This window comes from Nocardia sp. NPDC050718 (assembly GCF_040654235.1).
GTDB lineage: Bacteria > Actinomycetota > Actinomycetes > Mycobacteriales > Mycobacteriaceae > Nocardia.
Map to the genome: position 1 here is coordinate 655,649 of NZ_JBFAHQ010000003.1, position 15,152 is coordinate 670,800.

Sequence of the window (15,152 nt, forward strand, 5' to 3'; positions counted from 1 at the left end):
GAGAACGGTGTGTGGCCCGGCGGTCAGGAGGCCTGGCGCAGCCGGTGCGGGCGCAGCCGGTTGAAGCCGCGCACCCGCACGCTGCGCAGATGCCGGATGGCGAACTCGCGGTTGCCGGCGAGCGCCTCGGCGGCCGCGTCGTCGATCAGGATGTTGCCCGGCCTGGCGACGCCGGTGAGCCGCGCGGCGATATTGACCACCGAGCCGTACAGGTCGCCGAAGCGCTGCAGCACCTCGCCGTAGGCGAAGGCGACCCGCAGTTCCGGCGTTCCGCCGACCAGCATCGTCGACTCCTGGATGGCCAGCGAGATCCGGGCCGCGTCGTCGGCGGTCTCGGCGGCGAACATCACCTCGTCGCCGACGTTCTTGATCACCCAGCCGCCGTTGTCGGTGATCGCCGAGGTCGTGGTCGACTCGAAAGCCTCCAGCAGCGTGGACAATTCGTCGGGATGCAGGTGCCGGGTGAGCCGGGTGAAGCCGACCATGTCGGCGAATCCGACGGCCAGCGTCCGCGTCGAGTCCTCGCCGGTGGTGGCGTCCACCGACCGGGCGACCGCGGCCGCCAGGTGCCTGCGCCACACATACGACTGCAACTGCTCGATGCCCGCCATGGTGGATTCGGTGGCCGCCCTGACCCGTTCGTCGAGCGGCAGCGCCGGATCGGCCGCGGCGGCGCGCGCCTTGATCTCGGCCAGTACCAGGTCGGCCTGCCATTCGGCCAGCCGCGCCATGCCCTGGCCGATGGTGCGGGCGGCGGCGGCCTGCTGCCGGATATCGGAGGCGGCGACGACGATCATGCTGCGGAAGTTGGTGACCGAGGTGATGTCGGTCTGGGTGTAGTCGACCTGATTGTCGTCGGTGGCGGGGAAGCCGAGCGCCGTCCACAGCCGCCGCGACTCCGCCTCCGGCACACCGGACTGCTCGGCGACCTGCGTGCGCGTGTAGCGGCGCGGTCCGCCGAGCAGCGCCTCCTCCACACTGCGCTGCACCAGCTCGGTCATTTCGGCATCCGACATGAGCGAAACTCTACGACGCGCGCTCGAACCGCAGGTCGGCCCGACGCGACCTTGGCGATCTTCACAAAGACCGGCCCGGTCCGCCCGGCCGCCGGTGACCCCCGGCACAGCCGTACCGGAGCCATCGCACTGACCTGGATGTTTACCCGAAGGTGCGCAACTGACGGCAGAAGTGCGTACTTGTCGGCCCGCGCGGCCCGCGCCGACACTCGGAACACCGCGGCCCACACCGGGCGCCGCGCAGTGGATCGGAGTCGCAGATGACCGCAACCGACAAACCGCCGGTGACAGTGCTCGGCACGGGCTCGATGGGCGGCGCGCTCGCCCAGGCCCTCCTCGCCGCGGGCCACCCGACGCACGTGTGGAACCGCAGCCCGGAGCGCACGACGACCCTGGCCGCCGCGGGCGCGACCGCCCATCGCGACATCGCCGACGCGATCGCGGCGGGCTCGGTGACCCTCAGCGCCCTGACGACCTTCGCCGCCACCCGCACGAGCATGTCGCTCGCCTCCGCGTCGCTCGCGGGCCGCGACATCATCACGCTCAACAGCGGAACACCCGCCCAGGCCCGGGAATTCGCGCAGTGGGCGCGCGAGGCGGGCGCCCGGTTCCTCGGCGGCGCGATCAAGAACGTGCCCGCCGCGGTCGGCCTGCGCGACACCCTGCTGTATTTCGGCGGCGACCGCGCGGTGTTCGACACCCATGCCGCCGCCCTGCGCGTGCTCGGCGGCGAACTCGACTTCCTCGGCGCCGAACCGGATCTCGCCGCGCTCTACGAAGCCGCGGTCGGCGCCACCCTGCTGCCCGCGCTGCTCGGCTTCGCCGAGGGCGCCGCGGTGCTGGCCTCGCGCGGACTGCCCGCGCGCACGATGGTGCCGTACTCGGTGAAGTGGTTGCAGATGATCGAGTCGCTGCTGCCGGTGCTGGCCGAGGAGATCGACAGTAAGGACTTCACCCGCCTCGGCGCGAGCGTCGATCTGTTCCACACCGCCCTCGTCGACGACCCGCAGCTGGCCGCCGAGACCGGCGTCGACCTGTCCTGGCACGCGCCCATGCACGAGCTGCTCCGCCGCGCCGTCGACGCGGGCCGCGGCGACCAGAGCGTCACCGCCCTCTACGACCTGCTCGCGGGCTGATCAGCGCACACCGGCGCGGCATCGGTGCCGATCTCACCCACAATGTGTGACGCGTCTTCCCCTCGGCCCGACCTAGCGTGACCGGATGGGCTCAGTCATCGGTGATCTGCTTCCGCTGGCCGTGGGTGTGGCGATCTCGCCGATCCCCATCGTCGCGGCCATCCTCATGATCCTGTCCAAGAACGCGGGCGGGGCGGCGCGGGGATTCGCGGTGGGCTGGGTCGGCGGGATCCTGATCGTGACCGCCGTGGTGACGCTGCTGGCCGGGGCGCTGGGCGATTCGGGTGAGAAGGAACCGTCGGCGGTGGCGTCCTGGCTGAAAATCGTGCTGGGCGTACTGCTTCTGGTCCTCGCGGCCGAACAGTGGCACGCGCGGTCGGACACCGCGGTGCCCGCCTGGATGCAGGCGATCGACACGCTCACCGTGGTCAAGGCGGCCGGACTCGGCGCGCTGCTGTCGGCGGTGAATCCGAAGAACCTGCTGCTGTGCCTGTCCGCGGGTGTCGTCATCGGTTCGGCGGGGCTGAGCGCGGGCGGCGACCTCGTCGCGATCGTGGTGTTCACCCTGCTCGCCTCGACCACGGTGCTCGCGGTGGTGCTCGGCTACGCGCTGGCCGCCGACAGCCTCGGCCCCACCCTCGACAGCGCCAGGCAGTGGCTGCAAACCAACAACCACGCGGTGATGGCGATCGTGCTGCTGGTGATGGGCGCCGTCGTGGTCGGCAAGGGCATCGGCGGTCTCTGAGGTGCGCCGGCCGCCGATCTTCGAATCGCTGCACGGTTATCAGCGGTCGTGGCTGCGGCCCGACGTCATCGCCGGGCTCACCGTCTGGGCGGTGCTGGTGCCCGAGGCCCTCGCCTATGCCTCGATCGCCGGGGTGCCGCCGGTCATCGGCCTCTACGCGGCGGTGCCCGCGCTGGTCCTGTACGCCCTGGCCGGGAGCTCGCGGCATCTCGTCGTCGGCCCGATGTCGGCGACGGCGGCGCTGTCGGCCGCGATCATCACCCCGCTGGCGGGCGCCGACGCCGGTCGCTACCTGGCGCTGTCGACGGCGCTGGCCATCGCCACCGGCATCGTCGGCCTGCTGGCCGGGTTGATCCGGTTGGGGTTCATCGCCGCGTTCATCTCCGAGCCGGTGCTCAAGGGCTTCATCGTCGGGCTGGCCCTGACCATCATCATCGGCCAGGTGCCCAAGCTGCTCGGCATCGACAAGCACGACGGCGACTTCTTCGAACAGGTCTGGGGCGTGCTCGGCCACCTCGGTGACACCCAGTGGCGCACCCTGCTGATCGGCCTGCTGAGCCTGGCGGTCGTGCTCGGCTTCAAGCGCTGGCTGCCCCTGGTACCCGGCTCGCTGCTGGCCGTGCTGCTCGGCATCCTCGCGGTGCGGCTGTTCGACCTCGACGACAAGGGCGTCGACATCGTCGGCCACATCGACGCGGGCCTGCCGTCGATCGGGCTGCCGTCCGGCGTCGGCTTCGACGACTACCTCGACCTGCTCGGTCCCGCCGTCGGCGTGCTGCTGATCGGTTTCGCGGAAGGACTCGGCGCCGCGAAAACCTATGCGGCCAAGGCGGGCTACTCGATCGACGCGAACCGCGAGCTGCTCGGCCTCGGCGCGGCCAATCTCGGGTCCGGGCTCGGCTCGGGCATGGTGGTCAACGGGAGCCTGTCCAAGACCGCCGTCAACGGTGGGGCCGGCGCGAAAACCCAGGCCAGCGGGCTCATCGTGGCCGCCCTGACGGTGCTCACCCTGCTGTTCCTCACGGGGCTGTTCGAGAAGCTGCCCGAGGCGACGCTGGCCGCGGTGGTCATCGCCGCGGTGATCGAACTCGTCGACATCGCGGCCCTGCGCCGCCTGTACCGGGTCTGGACCCAGCTGCTCGGCAGCATCTACGGCAAGGCCGCGCGCGCCGACTTCCTCGCCGCCCTCGCCGCCATGTTCGGTGTGCTGCTGTTCGACACCCTGCCCGGCCTGCTCATCGGCATCGGCGTCTCGGTGCTGCTGCTGGTCTACCGCGCCTCGCAGCCGCACGTCGCCGCGCTCGCGAAAAAGGGCTCGCTGTGGGTGGATACGGTCCGCCACCCCGACCTGACCCCGCGCCCCGATCTGCTGGTGGTGCGCGTCGAGTCCGGCCTGTTCTTCGCCAACGCCGACTACGTCCGGTCGCGGATCGAGGCCCTGTGCACCGACGCCACCCGCCTGGTGGTGCTCGACGCCGAGACCTCACCCGCCCTCGACGTCACCGCCACCGCGATGCTGCTCGACCTGCGCAATGCCCTGGCCCACCGGCGCATCGACTTCCGCATCGCCCGCTCGGTGGCCCAGTTCGGCGAAGCCCTCGGTTCGGCCGAGGCGGGCGACACCCCGATCGGCATCTACCCGACGGTCGCCGCCGCGGCCGCCGACCTCCCCGAACACCCACCGGTGGGCTAGCACAACCACTACCGGGGTAGGAGCCACAGATCCGACCGCGCGCGGATGTGTTCGACCCGGTCGGCTCGCTACCGTGCTCCCAGACACGGGACAACAGCCGCGATCCGAGCACCGCGGCGACAGGGGACGGTACAGCCGATGAAGATCGAAGGTTCACGAGTTCTGATCACGGGCGCCACCGGCGGCATCGGGCACGCCATCGCCCACGCCTTCGCCGAACGCGGCGCCGAGCTGTTGCTCACCGGCCGCCGCGTCGACGTGCTCGCCCCGCTGGCCGAGCAGACCGGCGCGCGCGCCGTGCCCGCCGATCTGGCCGACCGCGATGGCGTGGCGGCGCTGCTCGCCGCGGCTGGCCCGGTCGACGTCGTCGTCGCGAACGCGGCCGTGCCCGCCAGCGGACTGCTCACCGACTACTCCATCGAGGAGATCGACCGCGCACTCGACGTGAATCTGCGCGCCCCGATCCTCACCGCCCGCCTGCTCGCCGAATCCCTCATCGCCCAGGGGCACGGGCACCTGGTGTTCATCTCCTCCATCGCGGGCAAGCTCGCCTCACCCCAAGCCTCGCTCTACAACGCCACCAAGTTCGGGTTGCGCGGCTTCGCCCAGGCGCTGCGCCAGGACCTCGCACCGCACGGTGTCGGCGTATCGACGGTGTTCCCCGGCTTCGTCCGCGACGCGGGCATGTTCGCCGACGCGGGCGTTCCCGCCGCGTTCGGCACCGGCACCTCCACACCCGCCCAGGTGGCGGCCGCGGTCCGACGCGCGGTCGAGCGCAATGTCGGCGAGATCGACGTGGCCTCGCCGCAGGTGCGCGTCGGCGCCCTCTTGGCAGGCATCGCGCCCGGATTGTCCGCGCGGGTGCAGCGGCGCGCGGGCGCCGACAAGATCGCGGCGGCGCTGGCCGAGGCGCACCGCGCCAAACGGTGACCGGCTCGACGGTGTTCCCGGTTCGGGTTCGGGGTGGCGGGCGGCTCGGTATGGTCGGCGGGAATGGTTGTGGCCGGAAAGGTGGATGTGGTGGGGATCAAGCAGCGGGCCGTGGTGCAGATGAGCGCGGACGAGATCGCGGCGTTTCTCGACCGGAGCCGGGTGCTCACGCTGGCCACGCTGAATGCCGACGGCAAGCCGCATCTGACGGCCATGTGGTTCGGGCACATCGACGGCGTCCTCTACTTCGAGACCAAGTCGAAGTCGCAGAAGGCGGTCAATCTGCGCCGCGATCCCACCATCACCTGCATGGCCGAGGCCGGTGACACCTACGACCAGTTGCGCGGGGTCTCGATCGAGGGCACCGCGCACCTGATCGAGGACACCGAGGACGAGGAGTACTGGAAGGCGGGCATCGACATCTACGAGCGCTACGTCGGTCCGTACAGCCCCGAGGTCCGGCCGTTCGTCGAGGCCATGATGAACAACCGGGTGGTCGTGCGGGTCGAGCCGACCCGCGTGCGGTCCTGGGACCACCGCAAGCTCGGCCTGCCCGCCATGCCGCTGTCCGGCAGCACCGCCGACGCGCCCTGATCACTCGGCGAGCAGCTCGCGCAGCGCCGCCGCGCCGTCGAGCAGCGCGAGCGAACGCGCGGTGATCGCCGCGTCCCTGGCGGCCAGCGCCGCCCGCACCTGTCCCGAATGCCGCCGGAACTCCGGCATGACCGCGCGCACCTGCGCGATCCGGTAACCCGCCCGCCGCAGCTGGTGGACGATCCGCGCGTCGCGCACCTGCGCGGGGGAGTAGTGGCGGCCCGCCGCCGCGCGATCGGGCACCACCAAACCCTCGGCGTCCCAATGCCGCAGGGTCGAGGTCCGCAGCCCGAGCGCCGCGGCGAGCTCGGTGACGCTCATCGCGTCGGAACCGCGCACCTCGGTGATCGGCTCCGCCGCAATGGCTTCGGCGGCCTGCCTCGCCAGCGCCAGCTCGGCGCGTTCGGTGTGCAGCCCGGCGTGCGCGGCATCGAGCAGCGCCGGCACCTCCGCCCGGTCCCCGGTGTGCACGGTGCGGACGATCCGTTTGGCCTCGACCGGACCGACCCCCGCCGCGAGCGCGCGGTAGGCCAGCGCCGACCGCACATGGATCTCGCGATAGCTCCGATGCCCGCCCGGCGAACGGTCGGCGGGCGGCAGCACGCCGTCGCGTTCGAGATTGCGCACCTGCTGGACCGAGTACCCCGCCCGCCGGGCCACGTCGATCGTGCGGCCGACAGGCGAGTTGAGGTTTGCCACCGGAAACTCCTCGTCATCGGCGAAAAAGTCCACACAAGCACTTCAATGAGACGCTCGAACCATGACGATAGACGAGATCATCGAATACGTGACCGGCCTCGGCGGTGTCCTGCACCTCGCCCCCGGCCCCGGCGGCGAATGGCCCGAGATCAGCTGGGGCGACTCCTTTTTCTACTACGCCCCCGACGGCGTCGTCCCGACCACCACCCAGCCCTTCGCCACCATCGTGACCAAGGACTACCCGGACGACCGCGACTCGCGCCTGGACCGTCCCGGCACCTTCCGGCTCAATATCTCCGCGGGCCGGGAGGCGTTCGGCGAGTGGGCGAATCCCCAGGTGGACGCCGCCACCGAGGACACCGTGATCGCCCACCCGGTCTACGCCGCGGCCAACTGGCTCGCCGTCGTGAACCCCGGCGCGCGCACCGAAGCCGTCGTCCGGGACCTCCTGCGCACCGCCCACGACCGGGCACGAAACAGGGTCGAGCGGCGGACACGATGAGAACGATCCTGTTCGTCACCGAGAATCGGTGTCAACATCGACGGTAGGTGGCCGAGGCTCGCCTCACCCGGTTCGGCGGTTCGGCGCGGTACCGTTGGTGCGCGGTTCAGATGCACTTCCGAGTGGGTTCCCGAAGGGGGATGGCATGACTGTCGAGCATCGTTTGCTACACACCGGCTCTCGGGGCGGCAAGTGGTCGTTCAGCTCGGTCGAACTGACGACCGTCGGTCTCCTGCTGACCGCCGCGAGCCTGGCGATGATCGGCCCGCTCGTCGCGGCCCTGCTGATCCACCGCAGCGGCGCGCCCGGCGCCGGCGCCGCGACGACACCGCTCATCCTGCTGACGGTCGCGATCGTCCTCGCGCTCGCGGCCGGAATCGCCCTGTTCGTGACGGCGAGCCGCCGTCGCTGATCGACCAGGAGGAATGTCCATGGCTACCTCGAAGTCTCGCAGCGCCGCCGCGTTCTCCGCCGAGGAACGCGCCGCGATGAAGGAACACGCCCAAGAGCTGAAGACCGCGGCCCGGCGGGGCAAGACGTCGAAGGCCGACGGCGAGGCGGACCTGCTCGCCAAAGTCGCCGAGATGCCCGAACCGGACCGCTCGATCGCCACCCGCATCCACGAGATCGTCATGACCGAGGCACCCGACCTCACCCCGAAGACCTGGTACGGCCAGCCCGCCTGGGCCAAGGACGGCAAGGTCGTGTGCTTCTTCCAGTCGGCGGCCAAGTTCAAGACCCGCTACGCGACCCTGGGTTTCAGTGACACCGCCACCATCGACGACGGCACCATGTGGCCCACCGCCTTCGGTCTCACCGCCCTGACTCCCGCCGACGAAGCCCGCATCGCCGAACTGGTGCGCAAGGCGGTGCGCTGACCTCGGTATCGGGGTTGTTGTCGGCGCCCGATGGCACGATGCCGGTGTGGGTGACTATTTCGAACGCATCATCGACATCGACGTCACCGCGTCCGACGCGGGCGCGCTGGCGGCGCGGACGGTCGACTGGATGGTGGCGCGCGGCTGGCTGCTGCGCGAGACCTCGCGGGACGCGATGTACAGCCTCCAGGTCGACGAAGGCCATCGGCCGGGCCCCGAATGGTCACGGATCACCCAGGATTGGGGCGCGGACTGGATGCCGGGCCCGGTCGCCGTCATCGTCGGCAGGCATCCCCACTTCCCGGGGCAGGGCGCCATCGAACCCTCCGCCACCGACTGTCCGCGCTGCCGCGCCACCACCGTGATCATCGACTACCCGCAGCGGTGGGAGGCGGACGAGGCGGTCTGGCAGCCGTTCGCCGACGCGATCGACGCCTGGCGCGACACCGGCTCCGGCGCGGCGACCTGCGCGTCCTGCGGCACCGCGAGTCCCGTCACCGAGTGGGAGTGGGCCGACGACTTCGCCCTCGGCGCTCTCGCTTTCGACTTCTGGGGCTGGCCGCCGCTCAGCGACGAGTTCGTCGCCGAGCTGGGTGCCCGACTCGGTCATCGAATCGGGCACCACACCGGCAAGTTCTGAGGCGGGCGCTCAGTCCTCGGACGCGGCGGTGGCGGCGGGCACCACCTCCGCCGCTTGGCTCAGCATGGCGGGCATGCGATCGAAACCGTGCAGCGTCGACAGCCCGCGACGGTGCGGTTCACCGTCGAGCCGCAGGTCGGGGAAGCGCTCGAACAGGGCGGGCAGCGCGTTGATGCCTTCCAGCCTGGCCAGGCTCGCGCCGATGCAGGCGTGCACGCCGCTGCCGAACGCCAGGTGCTCCTTGGCGTTGGCGCGGGTGACGTCGAAGCGATGCGGATCCTCGAACTTCGCGGGGTCGCGGTTGGCGCCCGCCAGCGACATGATGACCGACTTGCCCGGCTGCAGTGGCGCGCCGCCCAATTCGACGGGTTCCAGCACCCGGCGCGCGGTGAGCTGCACCGGCGGCTCGAACCGCAGGATCTCCTCGATCGCGTTGGGCCAGTGCTGCGGCTCGGCGCGCAGGAGCTCGAGCTGGTCGGGATGGGCCAGCAGCAGCGGGATCGCGTTGCCGAGCAGGTTCATCGTGGTCTCGAAACCCGCGCCCATCAGCACGTTCGCGCTGGCCATCAGCTCGGTGGTGTTCAGCTCGCCCGAGGTCACCAGGGTGCTGAAGATGTCGTCGCCGGGGTCGCGGCGCACCTTCTCGATGTGGTCGGCGAGGTAGGTCTTCATCGCCGCCGTCGCCGCCATCGCGCGCTGGTGCGTCTCCCAGGAGATGCCGACGTCGAGCAGCGGGGTGACCACTTCGCCCCAGGCCAGGAACATCTCGCGGTCGGAGTCCGGGAATCCGAGCATCTCGCCGATCACGGCCACCGGGACCTGCGCGGCGAATTCGCTGATCAGCTCGGCCGATCCCGTGGCCGCCATCGAGTCGAGCAACTCGGTGGTGACCTCGCGGACCCGGTCACCCAGCCGGGCGACCGCGCGCGGGGTGAACGCCGAGGCGACCGGCTTGCGCAGCCTGCTGTGCTCGGGCGGGTCCATCATGAACATCGACGGCGCTTCGATCGGATTGGGCGGCAACTCGATCGACTCGACGTAGCGGCGGATCGGTCCCGGCAGCATCGGATCGATCGGGGTCCGCACGCCGAAGCGCCGGTCCCGCAGGATCTCCTTGCACAGCCCGTGCTCGAAGACGGCGTAGCCGGTCTTGACGGTCTGCACCCCGCCCTCCCCGCGCAGCTGATCGATCAGCGTGTACGGATCGTTGCGTCCCTCGTCGCCGCTGAGCAACTGCGCGAACGTGTCACCTTTGCGGTGCAGCGCCATCAGCCCCAGCCGCGGCAACCCGTGCTCAGCCGCCCATCTGACCGCATGCCCTACGTTCATCAAACCCTCGATCCATCGCAAAGAACTCGCAACGCGACGTGTCGACGCCCGCGGTACCGGGTCGAACCCGCACGGTCTCAACCGCTTTCAGCGCCACCGATGCCGAACATCGCATGTTCAGCAGTCTTCCACGCGGGGTAATCCCGCGCACCGTTTGCTTCACCGCGCGCACCCCGGGTGTGACACTGGACTTTAGGTTCACTCAAGTTATAGGGTCAGTGTCATGACCACGCTGGACGAGATCGCCGAGCGCGCGGTCCGGGAAGCCGAGCGGCTGAACCGCCCCGTCGCGGACCTCACCCTGGCGGAGATCGCCACGGCGGCGGGCGTTTCGCGGTCGACGCTCATCCGGCGGATCGGTAGCCGGGGCGCGCTGGAGGATGCGCTGCGAGCGCGGGGAATGGGCGAGGCGAGTCGGCGGAGCACCGCCGCCGACCGGGCGATCGCGGCCGCGGCGCGGCTGTACGCGGAACGTGGTGTCGGCCCGGTGAGCCTGGACGATGTCGCCGCCGAGGCCGGCTGCACCGTGCAGGCGATCTACGGGCAGATCGGTGGTCGGGAAGCGCTGCTGCTCGCGGTCGCCGACCGGTACAGCCCGCTACCGGAGATCGAGCGGGCGCTGGCCGAGCCGGCCGCGGACCTGGCCTCCGGGGCGCTGGCCCGCTATCGCCGGATCATGGAATCGGTGTTCGGCGACCCGCCGGTGGTGATCGCCCTGATCGCCGAGATGCTGTCGCGCCCCGACGGTCCGATGGCCGACTACCTCCGGTCCAGTTACGCGCCCCGCTCGGCCGCCGCACTCGAAGCGTGGCTGCGCCCGTTCCTGGAGTCCGGCCGGATCCGGCCCCTGCCACCGTCGGTGCTGCTGAGCCTGTTCGCGGGCCCGATCGTGCTGTTCAACATGGCCCACATCGTGAATCGTCAGCCGCTGTCGTCAGCCGACTTCGAGCCGATCGCCAGGGAACTCGCCGAGGCGTTCGTCCGCGCGGTCGGCGCGCCGTCCCGCGACGAGTGCTCGCCCGGCTGAACCGTTTTCGCACCACCGAAGGAGAGACCCGATGTTCGCCGCCTACGTCGTCTGCACCCTGCTCACCGCGACCGCCGCCTTCGTCGGGTGCTGGATGAACTATGCCCGCCACCCCATCCCGGTCGCCGCGGCGAAGGTGGTCCAGGTGCCCCAGTCCTGGATTCCCGTCATGGGCACCCTCCTCGGCGCGGGCGCCCTCGGCCTGCTCGCCGGCCTCACCGTTCCGGTCCTCGGCATCGCCGCCTCGACCTGTCTGGTCCTGTACTTCCTCGGCGCCGTCATCGCCCACCTCCGCGTCCGCGACTACGCGCTGGGCCCCGTCTCCGCCTTCCTGACACTGACCGTCGTCACCCTCGCGGCGACCCTGGCCTACCGCCTCGGCTGACGGTCACCGTGTCCATCGTCATGGGTTACGTCATCTGAGCCCCGAACGCACGATCTGGCGACGGGTGGTCGAAATTTTGGCGATGTCTGAACGTGTGCCTGGCGAAGTTCGGATGACTAGGTGAGACGTCCACGCCGTGGGAGTGCATCGCCAATTGAATCGACCAATTCGGACACCTGGGCGGGTTGTGCCTGAGCCCAAATGGCCAAGAAAGCCGTGGCCACTGTGTGCCCGGAGAGGAAGTCCAGGTCTTCGCCGATCTGTTCCCAGATGACGTGCCTGTCGCGATTGGTCGATGCGCGGTTCTGCACCGCCGCGATCACTTCTTCCTGTCGATTGATCGGAAGATGAAGTGCCACAGTCAGTTTCGCGGCGAGCTCATCGAGACTGTCGAGGACCTGCTGGAAGACGTGAGCCTCGGGCGCTGCGGTACCCGGCAGCGCGTAGACCTTTCGCGTTGGATCGACATGTTCGGCCTGATCGCCATCGAGAAGACAGATCGCGGGGAAGGTGGTCGTTGGGTTGGCGTTGTGCTGCTCGGTCACCTTCATTGCTGGTGAGGCTCCGCCCATCGCGTGGATCTTGATTGCGTCCATCTCGATGCCTCCGTGGGTACGCAAGATCGTACGAACCATAGTCTCGGCGAATTTGTCCTCGACGAAGATAGCCAGCTCGGCTTCGATCTGCCCGGTTATTGTGCGGAGCGCCCTGACATCTGGCTTGCCTTGAAGGACGTCGCCGCTGAGCGCTGACCAGACGGCGACAGGGGGCAGCGGGGCGAGAGCATCATTAGAGTGCGTTGTGAAGATAACTTGGCAAGACTTTCGGCGTGCAACAAGTATGAGGTATTCGACCATCCGGCGCGTGGCTACCGGATGCAGTCCGTTCTCGATCTCTTCGATGAAGATGATCGCATTGTCGGAGGCGGCCTCGATCTCCGCGACGATTCGGATGACGCTGGCTTCACCCGCACCGAAGTGGAACTCCGAGTAACCCTCGCCGAGGCCTGTGATCCCAGAGAACATGCTGACCCGGTCGGCTGAATCAAGATACAACTGCTGGAATCCGGCGATCGGCTTGCCGAGAATCTTCTCGACTTCCCCGGTTACCTCCAATGGCAACTGAACTTCCTTGGCTGCCTGGAACGAACCACCGACAGCCTTCTTGAGATTCTGTCGTTCGGTGGCAGGGACGGTTCGCTCAACGCCGAAGATCAAGACGTCTCGCTCGACCGCATTGCGGTTCCACTTCAACTGCTTGAAGCTGGCGGTGCGTGCGATTGGCAGTCGCGGATTGAGGCTTCGGTCGATCAATTCGAACTCTACGGACCAGTTCTGCATACTGGCGTCGTATTTGCCACTCTTTGCAAAGAACCTACTAGGCGGCACATCGCGGTATACCAAAGCGGCAGATCCAAGGACCGTCGTCTTCCCGCCTCCGTTGGGTCCGACCAAGGCAGTCACCGGGAAGTCGAAGGTCACCTCGCGATCGATGAAACCGCGAATCCGTCGCAACGTAACTCGCTTGAGGTACTTGCCATAGCTGCCCTTGGAAACCTTCGCTGCCAGGTCATCGATGTCGCTCTGTCGGATCTCACTTTTAAACTCGCTCAACGTGTTCGACTACCCCTCGTGCGCGATCCTATGTATCAACGGACGTATGGCTGGAGCCTACCGCCCGAAACCTCGGTTGGCTCCGCGGTCTGAATCTCAGCTTCGGGATCCGGAGTCATGTAGTTCGGGATCATCGCCGTCGCGGCGCGTGTCTGCGTCGCTCACCGGGCAGTTAACCCGGAGGTAAGTTCCCGAACCGCGCTCAGGACTGTCCCTCACCCACCCTTGCTCCCAGTTGGTGCTGGTGCCGCTCTGATCCAGTTAGGTAGGGTTCTGCGCAATACGGCGATGCGGAGATCAACTCAGGATGGCCATCGTTTCGCTTGGGGAAATCGCAGACGAACGGCAGCCATCGGGGAATCCAATGTGCGGCGCAAAACCAGCTCTGAGCTGTAGTTACGCGGCGACAGGTAAGTGCCCTCGGCAGGATTCGAACCTGCGACACCCGCTTTAGGAGAGCGGTGCTCTATCCCCTGAGCTACGAAGGCGGGGTTGGTCGGGGTCGGGTTGGGCCCGGTTCGACCGTGCCGAGTATAGCGTGCGGGGGGTATGGGGAAGCAAAGCTGGGGATGGCTAGTCGAGCTGGCGTTCGGCGTCGGCGGGGATCCAGGGGAAGGGGAGGTCGGGCCAGCGGGCGGTGGGCCAGGTGGTGAGGTCGATGGCGAGGACGGCGTCGATGAAGGCCCGGGGTGGGCGGTAGGCGTGGGTGGTGATGTAGTGCCGGATCATGGACGGGGGGCGTAGGTGGTGCCCGGGGCGCCGGGGATGCGGACCTCGCCCGAGTGCTCCGGGGCCCCGGCTGCCGGGCACAGGTCGCAGGCGTGCAGGCCTAGGCAGTAGTTCATCATCTGGACCCGCTGCACGGCGTGTAGTTTCTCGACGAACTCGTGCGGGACCGTTCCGGTCGGATACGGGCGGCCGAATTCCAGCCAGCCGACGTTCAGCCGGGTGTAGGTCGGGCGGAACCAGGCGGCCTTGTAGCCGGACTCGATATCGATGAACGAATCCTCGTCTTCGTAGGTGTACTCGCTGAGGTCTTCGAAGAACATCTACCCATCCTGGTGGGGATCCTGGCGACACGCTGATCTGAAACGGGTGTGGGCCCCTGAGGTGGGGTTTCGGTGTTCTAGCGTTCCCGGTGGTTTCCGCCCGGCCGGCCGGGCATTCGTGCACGCAATGACTTTCTGCCTTCGTTAGAGGAGTACGTGGTCATGGTTGTGGGGTTCCGCTTACGGCGGCACGGCGTGTTGAGGCGCGCCGTGCCGCCGGGGTTGTTCGTGTCGAAGACGGTGCTCGACGTGCGCAGGTGGTGAGGGCGCTCGTGCTGGCCGCGGCGGTGTGCGCCGGGCTGGCCGGGTGCGCGGTCGACGGTGGGCTGGTCGATGCGGATTCGCCGTCGGCGCAGGCGGATCGGGCGGCCGCGGCGCGGACCGAGGAGATCGAGGGCGCGAGCGCGGCGACGCAATCGACGATGCTCGCGTTCTATCGGTCTGCCTGTGCCCTGCAGACGCGATATCGCGCGGACCTCAAAGCCGCCGACCGGGACGCCGGGACCCTCACCCCGGCGCAGTACCGCGACGTTGCCGCGATGATCCTCGGTGGCCGGGCCGCCGCGGCCGACGGTGCGCGCGACACCGCGAACCGCTTGCCGATCCCGGATCTGTTTCCCGATGAATGGCGTTCCGCGCAGGGCGAATTGGTTGGGCTCTTCGATCGGCTCGGACAGGCGGACCGGGTGCGGGCGGGGGAGATGGGTGGTGCCGACCTCGCCGATACCGACCGGCTGCGCGGCGTCGCCCGCGACCTACTGGCCGCCTCGGCGCAGCAGATCGAGAACGAGAACCCGCGCATCCGGGTCGTCGCCCAGCGGCTACCCGCGTCCAAGCAGGTGCGGCGGGACGCGGGGGAGTTGACCGAGTGCCGGACGCCCAGCTGAGCGTGGTCTGTCGATAGCCCGAGAGAACC

The 15,152-nt window shown here is 69.0% G+C and carries 18 protein-coding genes and 1 tRNA gene; 12 read left to right on the top strand and 7 right to left on the bottom strand.

Features of this window, described 5'->3' with window-relative positions; translation table 11 throughout:
- Positions 1 to 23: 23 nt before the first annotated feature.
- A complete protein-coding gene (locus tag AB0H54_RS17520; protein ID WP_357346400.1) occupies positions 24 to 1,016 on the bottom strand; it encodes an adenylate/guanylate cyclase domain-containing protein in 993 nt (330 codons plus the stop codon).
- A 260-nt stretch (positions 1,017 to 1,276) separates the two neighbouring features.
- Here AB0H54_RS17520 and AB0H54_RS17525 point away from each other — a divergent pair, with 260 nt between their 5' ends.
- The 5 genes from AB0H54_RS17525 to AB0H54_RS17545 all read left to right on the top strand — a co-directional run bounded on the left by AB0H54_RS17525 (position 1,277) and on the right by AB0H54_RS17545 (position 6,114).
- On the top strand, positions 1,277 to 2,152 hold the full coding sequence (locus AB0H54_RS17525) for an NAD(P)-binding domain-containing protein (protein WP_357346401.1): 876 nt from the start codon (positions 1,277 to 1,279) through the stop codon (positions 2,150 to 2,152).
- Positions 2,153 to 2,237: 85 nt separating this feature from the next.
- Positions 2,238 to 2,897, top strand: a complete 660-nt coding sequence (locus AB0H54_RS17530) for a GAP family protein (RefSeq protein WP_357346402.1) — start codon at positions 2,238 to 2,240, stop codon at positions 2,895 to 2,897.
- Position 2,898: 1 nt separating this feature from the next.
- Positions 2,899 to 4,590, top strand: a complete 1,692-nt coding sequence (locus tag AB0H54_RS17535; RefSeq protein WP_357346403.1) for a SulP family inorganic anion transporter — start codon at positions 2,899 to 2,901, stop codon at positions 4,588 to 4,590.
- Positions 4,591 to 4,728: 138 nt separating this feature from the next.
- The gene (locus AB0H54_RS17540) at positions 4,729 to 5,520 is read left to right on the top strand and encodes an SDR family oxidoreductase (RefSeq protein WP_357346404.1); all 792 of its coding nucleotides are present in this window, start codon (positions 4,729 to 4,731) and stop codon (positions 5,518 to 5,520) included.
- 90 nt (positions 5,521 to 5,610) lie between these two features.
- A complete protein-coding gene (locus AB0H54_RS17545) occupies positions 5,611 to 6,114 on the top strand; it encodes a PPOX class F420-dependent oxidoreductase (RefSeq protein WP_355271730.1) in 504 nt (167 codons plus the stop codon).
- Here AB0H54_RS17545 and AB0H54_RS17550 read toward each other — a convergent pair whose 3' ends face one another.
- On the bottom strand, positions 6,115 to 6,813 hold the full coding sequence (locus AB0H54_RS17550) for a MerR family transcriptional regulator (protein WP_357346405.1): 699 nt from the start codon (positions 6,811 to 6,813) through the stop codon (positions 6,115 to 6,117). It abuts the gene before it with no gap.
- Positions 6,814 to 6,874: 61 nt separating this feature from the next.
- On the opposite strand from AB0H54_RS17550, the gene AB0H54_RS17555 reads away from it, so the two are divergent.
- From AB0H54_RS17555 to AB0H54_RS17570, 4 genes are all read left to right on the top strand, one after another.
- Positions 6,875 to 7,315: a DUF6194 family protein gene (locus tag AB0H54_RS17555; RefSeq protein ID WP_357346406.1), complete on the top strand. Its 441-nt coding sequence runs from the start codon at positions 6,875 to 6,877 to the stop codon at positions 7,313 to 7,315.
- 145 nt (positions 7,316 to 7,460) lie between these two features.
- The gene (locus AB0H54_RS17560; protein ID WP_355271177.1) at positions 7,461 to 7,727 is read left to right on the top strand and encodes a hypothetical protein; all 267 of its coding nucleotides are present in this window, start codon (positions 7,461 to 7,463) and stop codon (positions 7,725 to 7,727) included.
- Between the two features lie 19 nt (positions 7,728 to 7,746).
- Positions 7,747 to 8,193, top strand: a complete 447-nt coding sequence (locus AB0H54_RS17565; protein ID WP_357346407.1) for a DUF1801 domain-containing protein — start codon at positions 7,747 to 7,749, stop codon at positions 8,191 to 8,193.
- Between the two features lie 46 nt (positions 8,194 to 8,239).
- Positions 8,240 to 8,833 (top strand): hypothetical protein, encoded by a 594-nt coding sequence (locus AB0H54_RS17570; RefSeq protein WP_357346408.1) that lies wholly within the window; start codon positions 8,240 to 8,242, stop codon positions 8,831 to 8,833.
- Between the two features lie 9 nt (positions 8,834 to 8,842).
- Here the strand turns inward: AB0H54_RS17570 and AB0H54_RS17575 are convergent, their stop codons facing one another.
- Positions 8,843 to 10,162: a cytochrome P450 gene (locus tag AB0H54_RS17575; protein ID WP_357346409.1), complete on the bottom strand. Its 1,320-nt coding sequence runs from the start codon at positions 10,160 to 10,162 to the stop codon at positions 8,843 to 8,845.
- Between the two features lie 223 nt (positions 10,163 to 10,385).
- Between AB0H54_RS17575 and AB0H54_RS17580 the strand changes: the two genes are divergently transcribed.
- Entirely contained in the window at positions 10,386 to 11,189 is an 804-nt protein-coding gene (locus AB0H54_RS17580) for a TetR/AcrR family transcriptional regulator (RefSeq protein WP_357346410.1), read from the top strand.
- 31 nt (positions 11,190 to 11,220) lie between these two features.
- The gene (locus tag AB0H54_RS17585) at positions 11,221 to 11,574 is read left to right on the top strand and encodes a DoxX family protein (protein ID WP_357346411.1); all 354 of its coding nucleotides are present in this window, start codon (positions 11,221 to 11,223) and stop codon (positions 11,572 to 11,574) included.
- A 116-nt stretch (positions 11,575 to 11,690) separates the two neighbouring features.
- Here the strand turns inward: AB0H54_RS17585 and AB0H54_RS17590 are convergent, their stop codons facing one another.
- The 4 genes from AB0H54_RS17590 to AB0H54_RS17605 form a co-directional block, all read right to left on the bottom strand.
- Positions 11,691 to 13,187 carry an AAA family ATPase gene (locus tag AB0H54_RS17590; protein ID WP_357346412.1) on the bottom strand — a complete coding sequence of 499 codons (1,497 nt, stop codon included), beginning with the start codon at positions 13,185 to 13,187 and terminating at the stop codon, positions 11,691 to 11,693.
- A gap of 415 nt (positions 13,188 to 13,602) precedes the next feature.
- Positions 13,603 to 13,675: transfer RNA gene (locus tag AB0H54_RS17595), tRNA-Arg, on the bottom strand.
- Between the two features lie 85 nt (positions 13,676 to 13,760).
- Positions 13,761 to 13,916: a hypothetical protein gene (locus AB0H54_RS17600; RefSeq protein ID WP_357346413.1), complete on the bottom strand. Its 156-nt coding sequence runs from the start codon at positions 13,914 to 13,916 to the stop codon at positions 13,761 to 13,763.
- Entirely contained in the window at positions 13,913 to 14,236 is a 324-nt protein-coding gene (locus AB0H54_RS17605; RefSeq protein ID WP_357346414.1) for a hypothetical protein, read from the bottom strand. Before AB0H54_RS17605 ends, AB0H54_RS17600 begins: the two co-directional genes overlap by 4 nt.
- Positions 14,237 to 14,493: 257 nt before the next feature.
- Here AB0H54_RS17605 and AB0H54_RS17610 point away from each other — a divergent pair, with 257 nt between their 5' ends.
- Positions 14,494 to 15,123 (top strand): hypothetical protein, encoded by a 630-nt coding sequence (locus tag AB0H54_RS17610; protein WP_357346415.1) that lies wholly within the window; start codon positions 14,494 to 14,496, stop codon positions 15,121 to 15,123.
- The last annotated feature ends 29 nt before the right edge of the window (positions 15,124 to 15,152 follow it).

What these genes read in the sequence shown, in the direction of transcription:
- AB0H54_RS17565 (WP_357346407.1), top strand. Translation starts at nt 7,747, where the DNA reads ATGGCTACCTCGAAGTCTCGCAGCGCCGCCGCGTTCTCCGCCGAGGAA.
- AB0H54_RS17580 (WP_357346410.1), top strand. Translation starts at nt 10,386, where the DNA reads ATGACCACGCTGGACGAGATCGCCGAGCGCGCGGTCCGGGAAGCCGAG.
- AB0H54_RS17520 (WP_357346400.1), bottom strand. Translation starts at nt 1,016, where the DNA reads ATGTCGGATGCCGAAATGACCGAGCTGGTGCAGCGCAGTGTGGAGGAG.
- AB0H54_RS17555 (WP_357346406.1), top strand. Translation starts at nt 6,875, where the DNA reads ATGACGATAGACGAGATCATCGAATACGTGACCGGCCTCGGCGGTGTC.
- AB0H54_RS17575 (WP_357346409.1), bottom strand. Translation starts at nt 10,162, where the DNA reads ATGAACGTAGGGCATGCGGTCAGATGGGCGGCTGAGCACGGGTTGCCG.
- AB0H54_RS17525 (WP_357346401.1), top strand. Translation starts at nt 1,277, where the DNA reads ATGACCGCAACCGACAAACCGCCGGTGACAGTGCTCGGCACGGGCTCG.
- AB0H54_RS17530 (WP_357346402.1), top strand. Translation starts at nt 2,238, where the DNA reads ATGGGCTCAGTCATCGGTGATCTGCTTCCGCTGGCCGTGGGTGTGGCG.
- AB0H54_RS17605 (WP_357346414.1), bottom strand. Translation starts at nt 14,236, where the DNA reads ATGTTCTTCGAAGACCTCAGCGAGTACACCTACGAAGACGAGGATTCG.
- AB0H54_RS17540 (WP_357346404.1), top strand. Translation starts at nt 4,729, where the DNA reads ATGAAGATCGAAGGTTCACGAGTTCTGATCACGGGCGCCACCGGCGGC.
- AB0H54_RS17600 (WP_357346413.1), bottom strand. Translation starts at nt 13,916, where the DNA reads ATGATCCGGCACTACATCACCACCCACGCCTACCGCCCACCCCGGGCC.
- AB0H54_RS17560 (WP_355271177.1), top strand. Translation starts at nt 7,461, where the DNA reads ATGACTGTCGAGCATCGTTTGCTACACACCGGCTCTCGGGGCGGCAAG.
- AB0H54_RS17585 (WP_357346411.1), top strand. Translation starts at nt 11,221, where the DNA reads ATGTTCGCCGCCTACGTCGTCTGCACCCTGCTCACCGCGACCGCCGCC.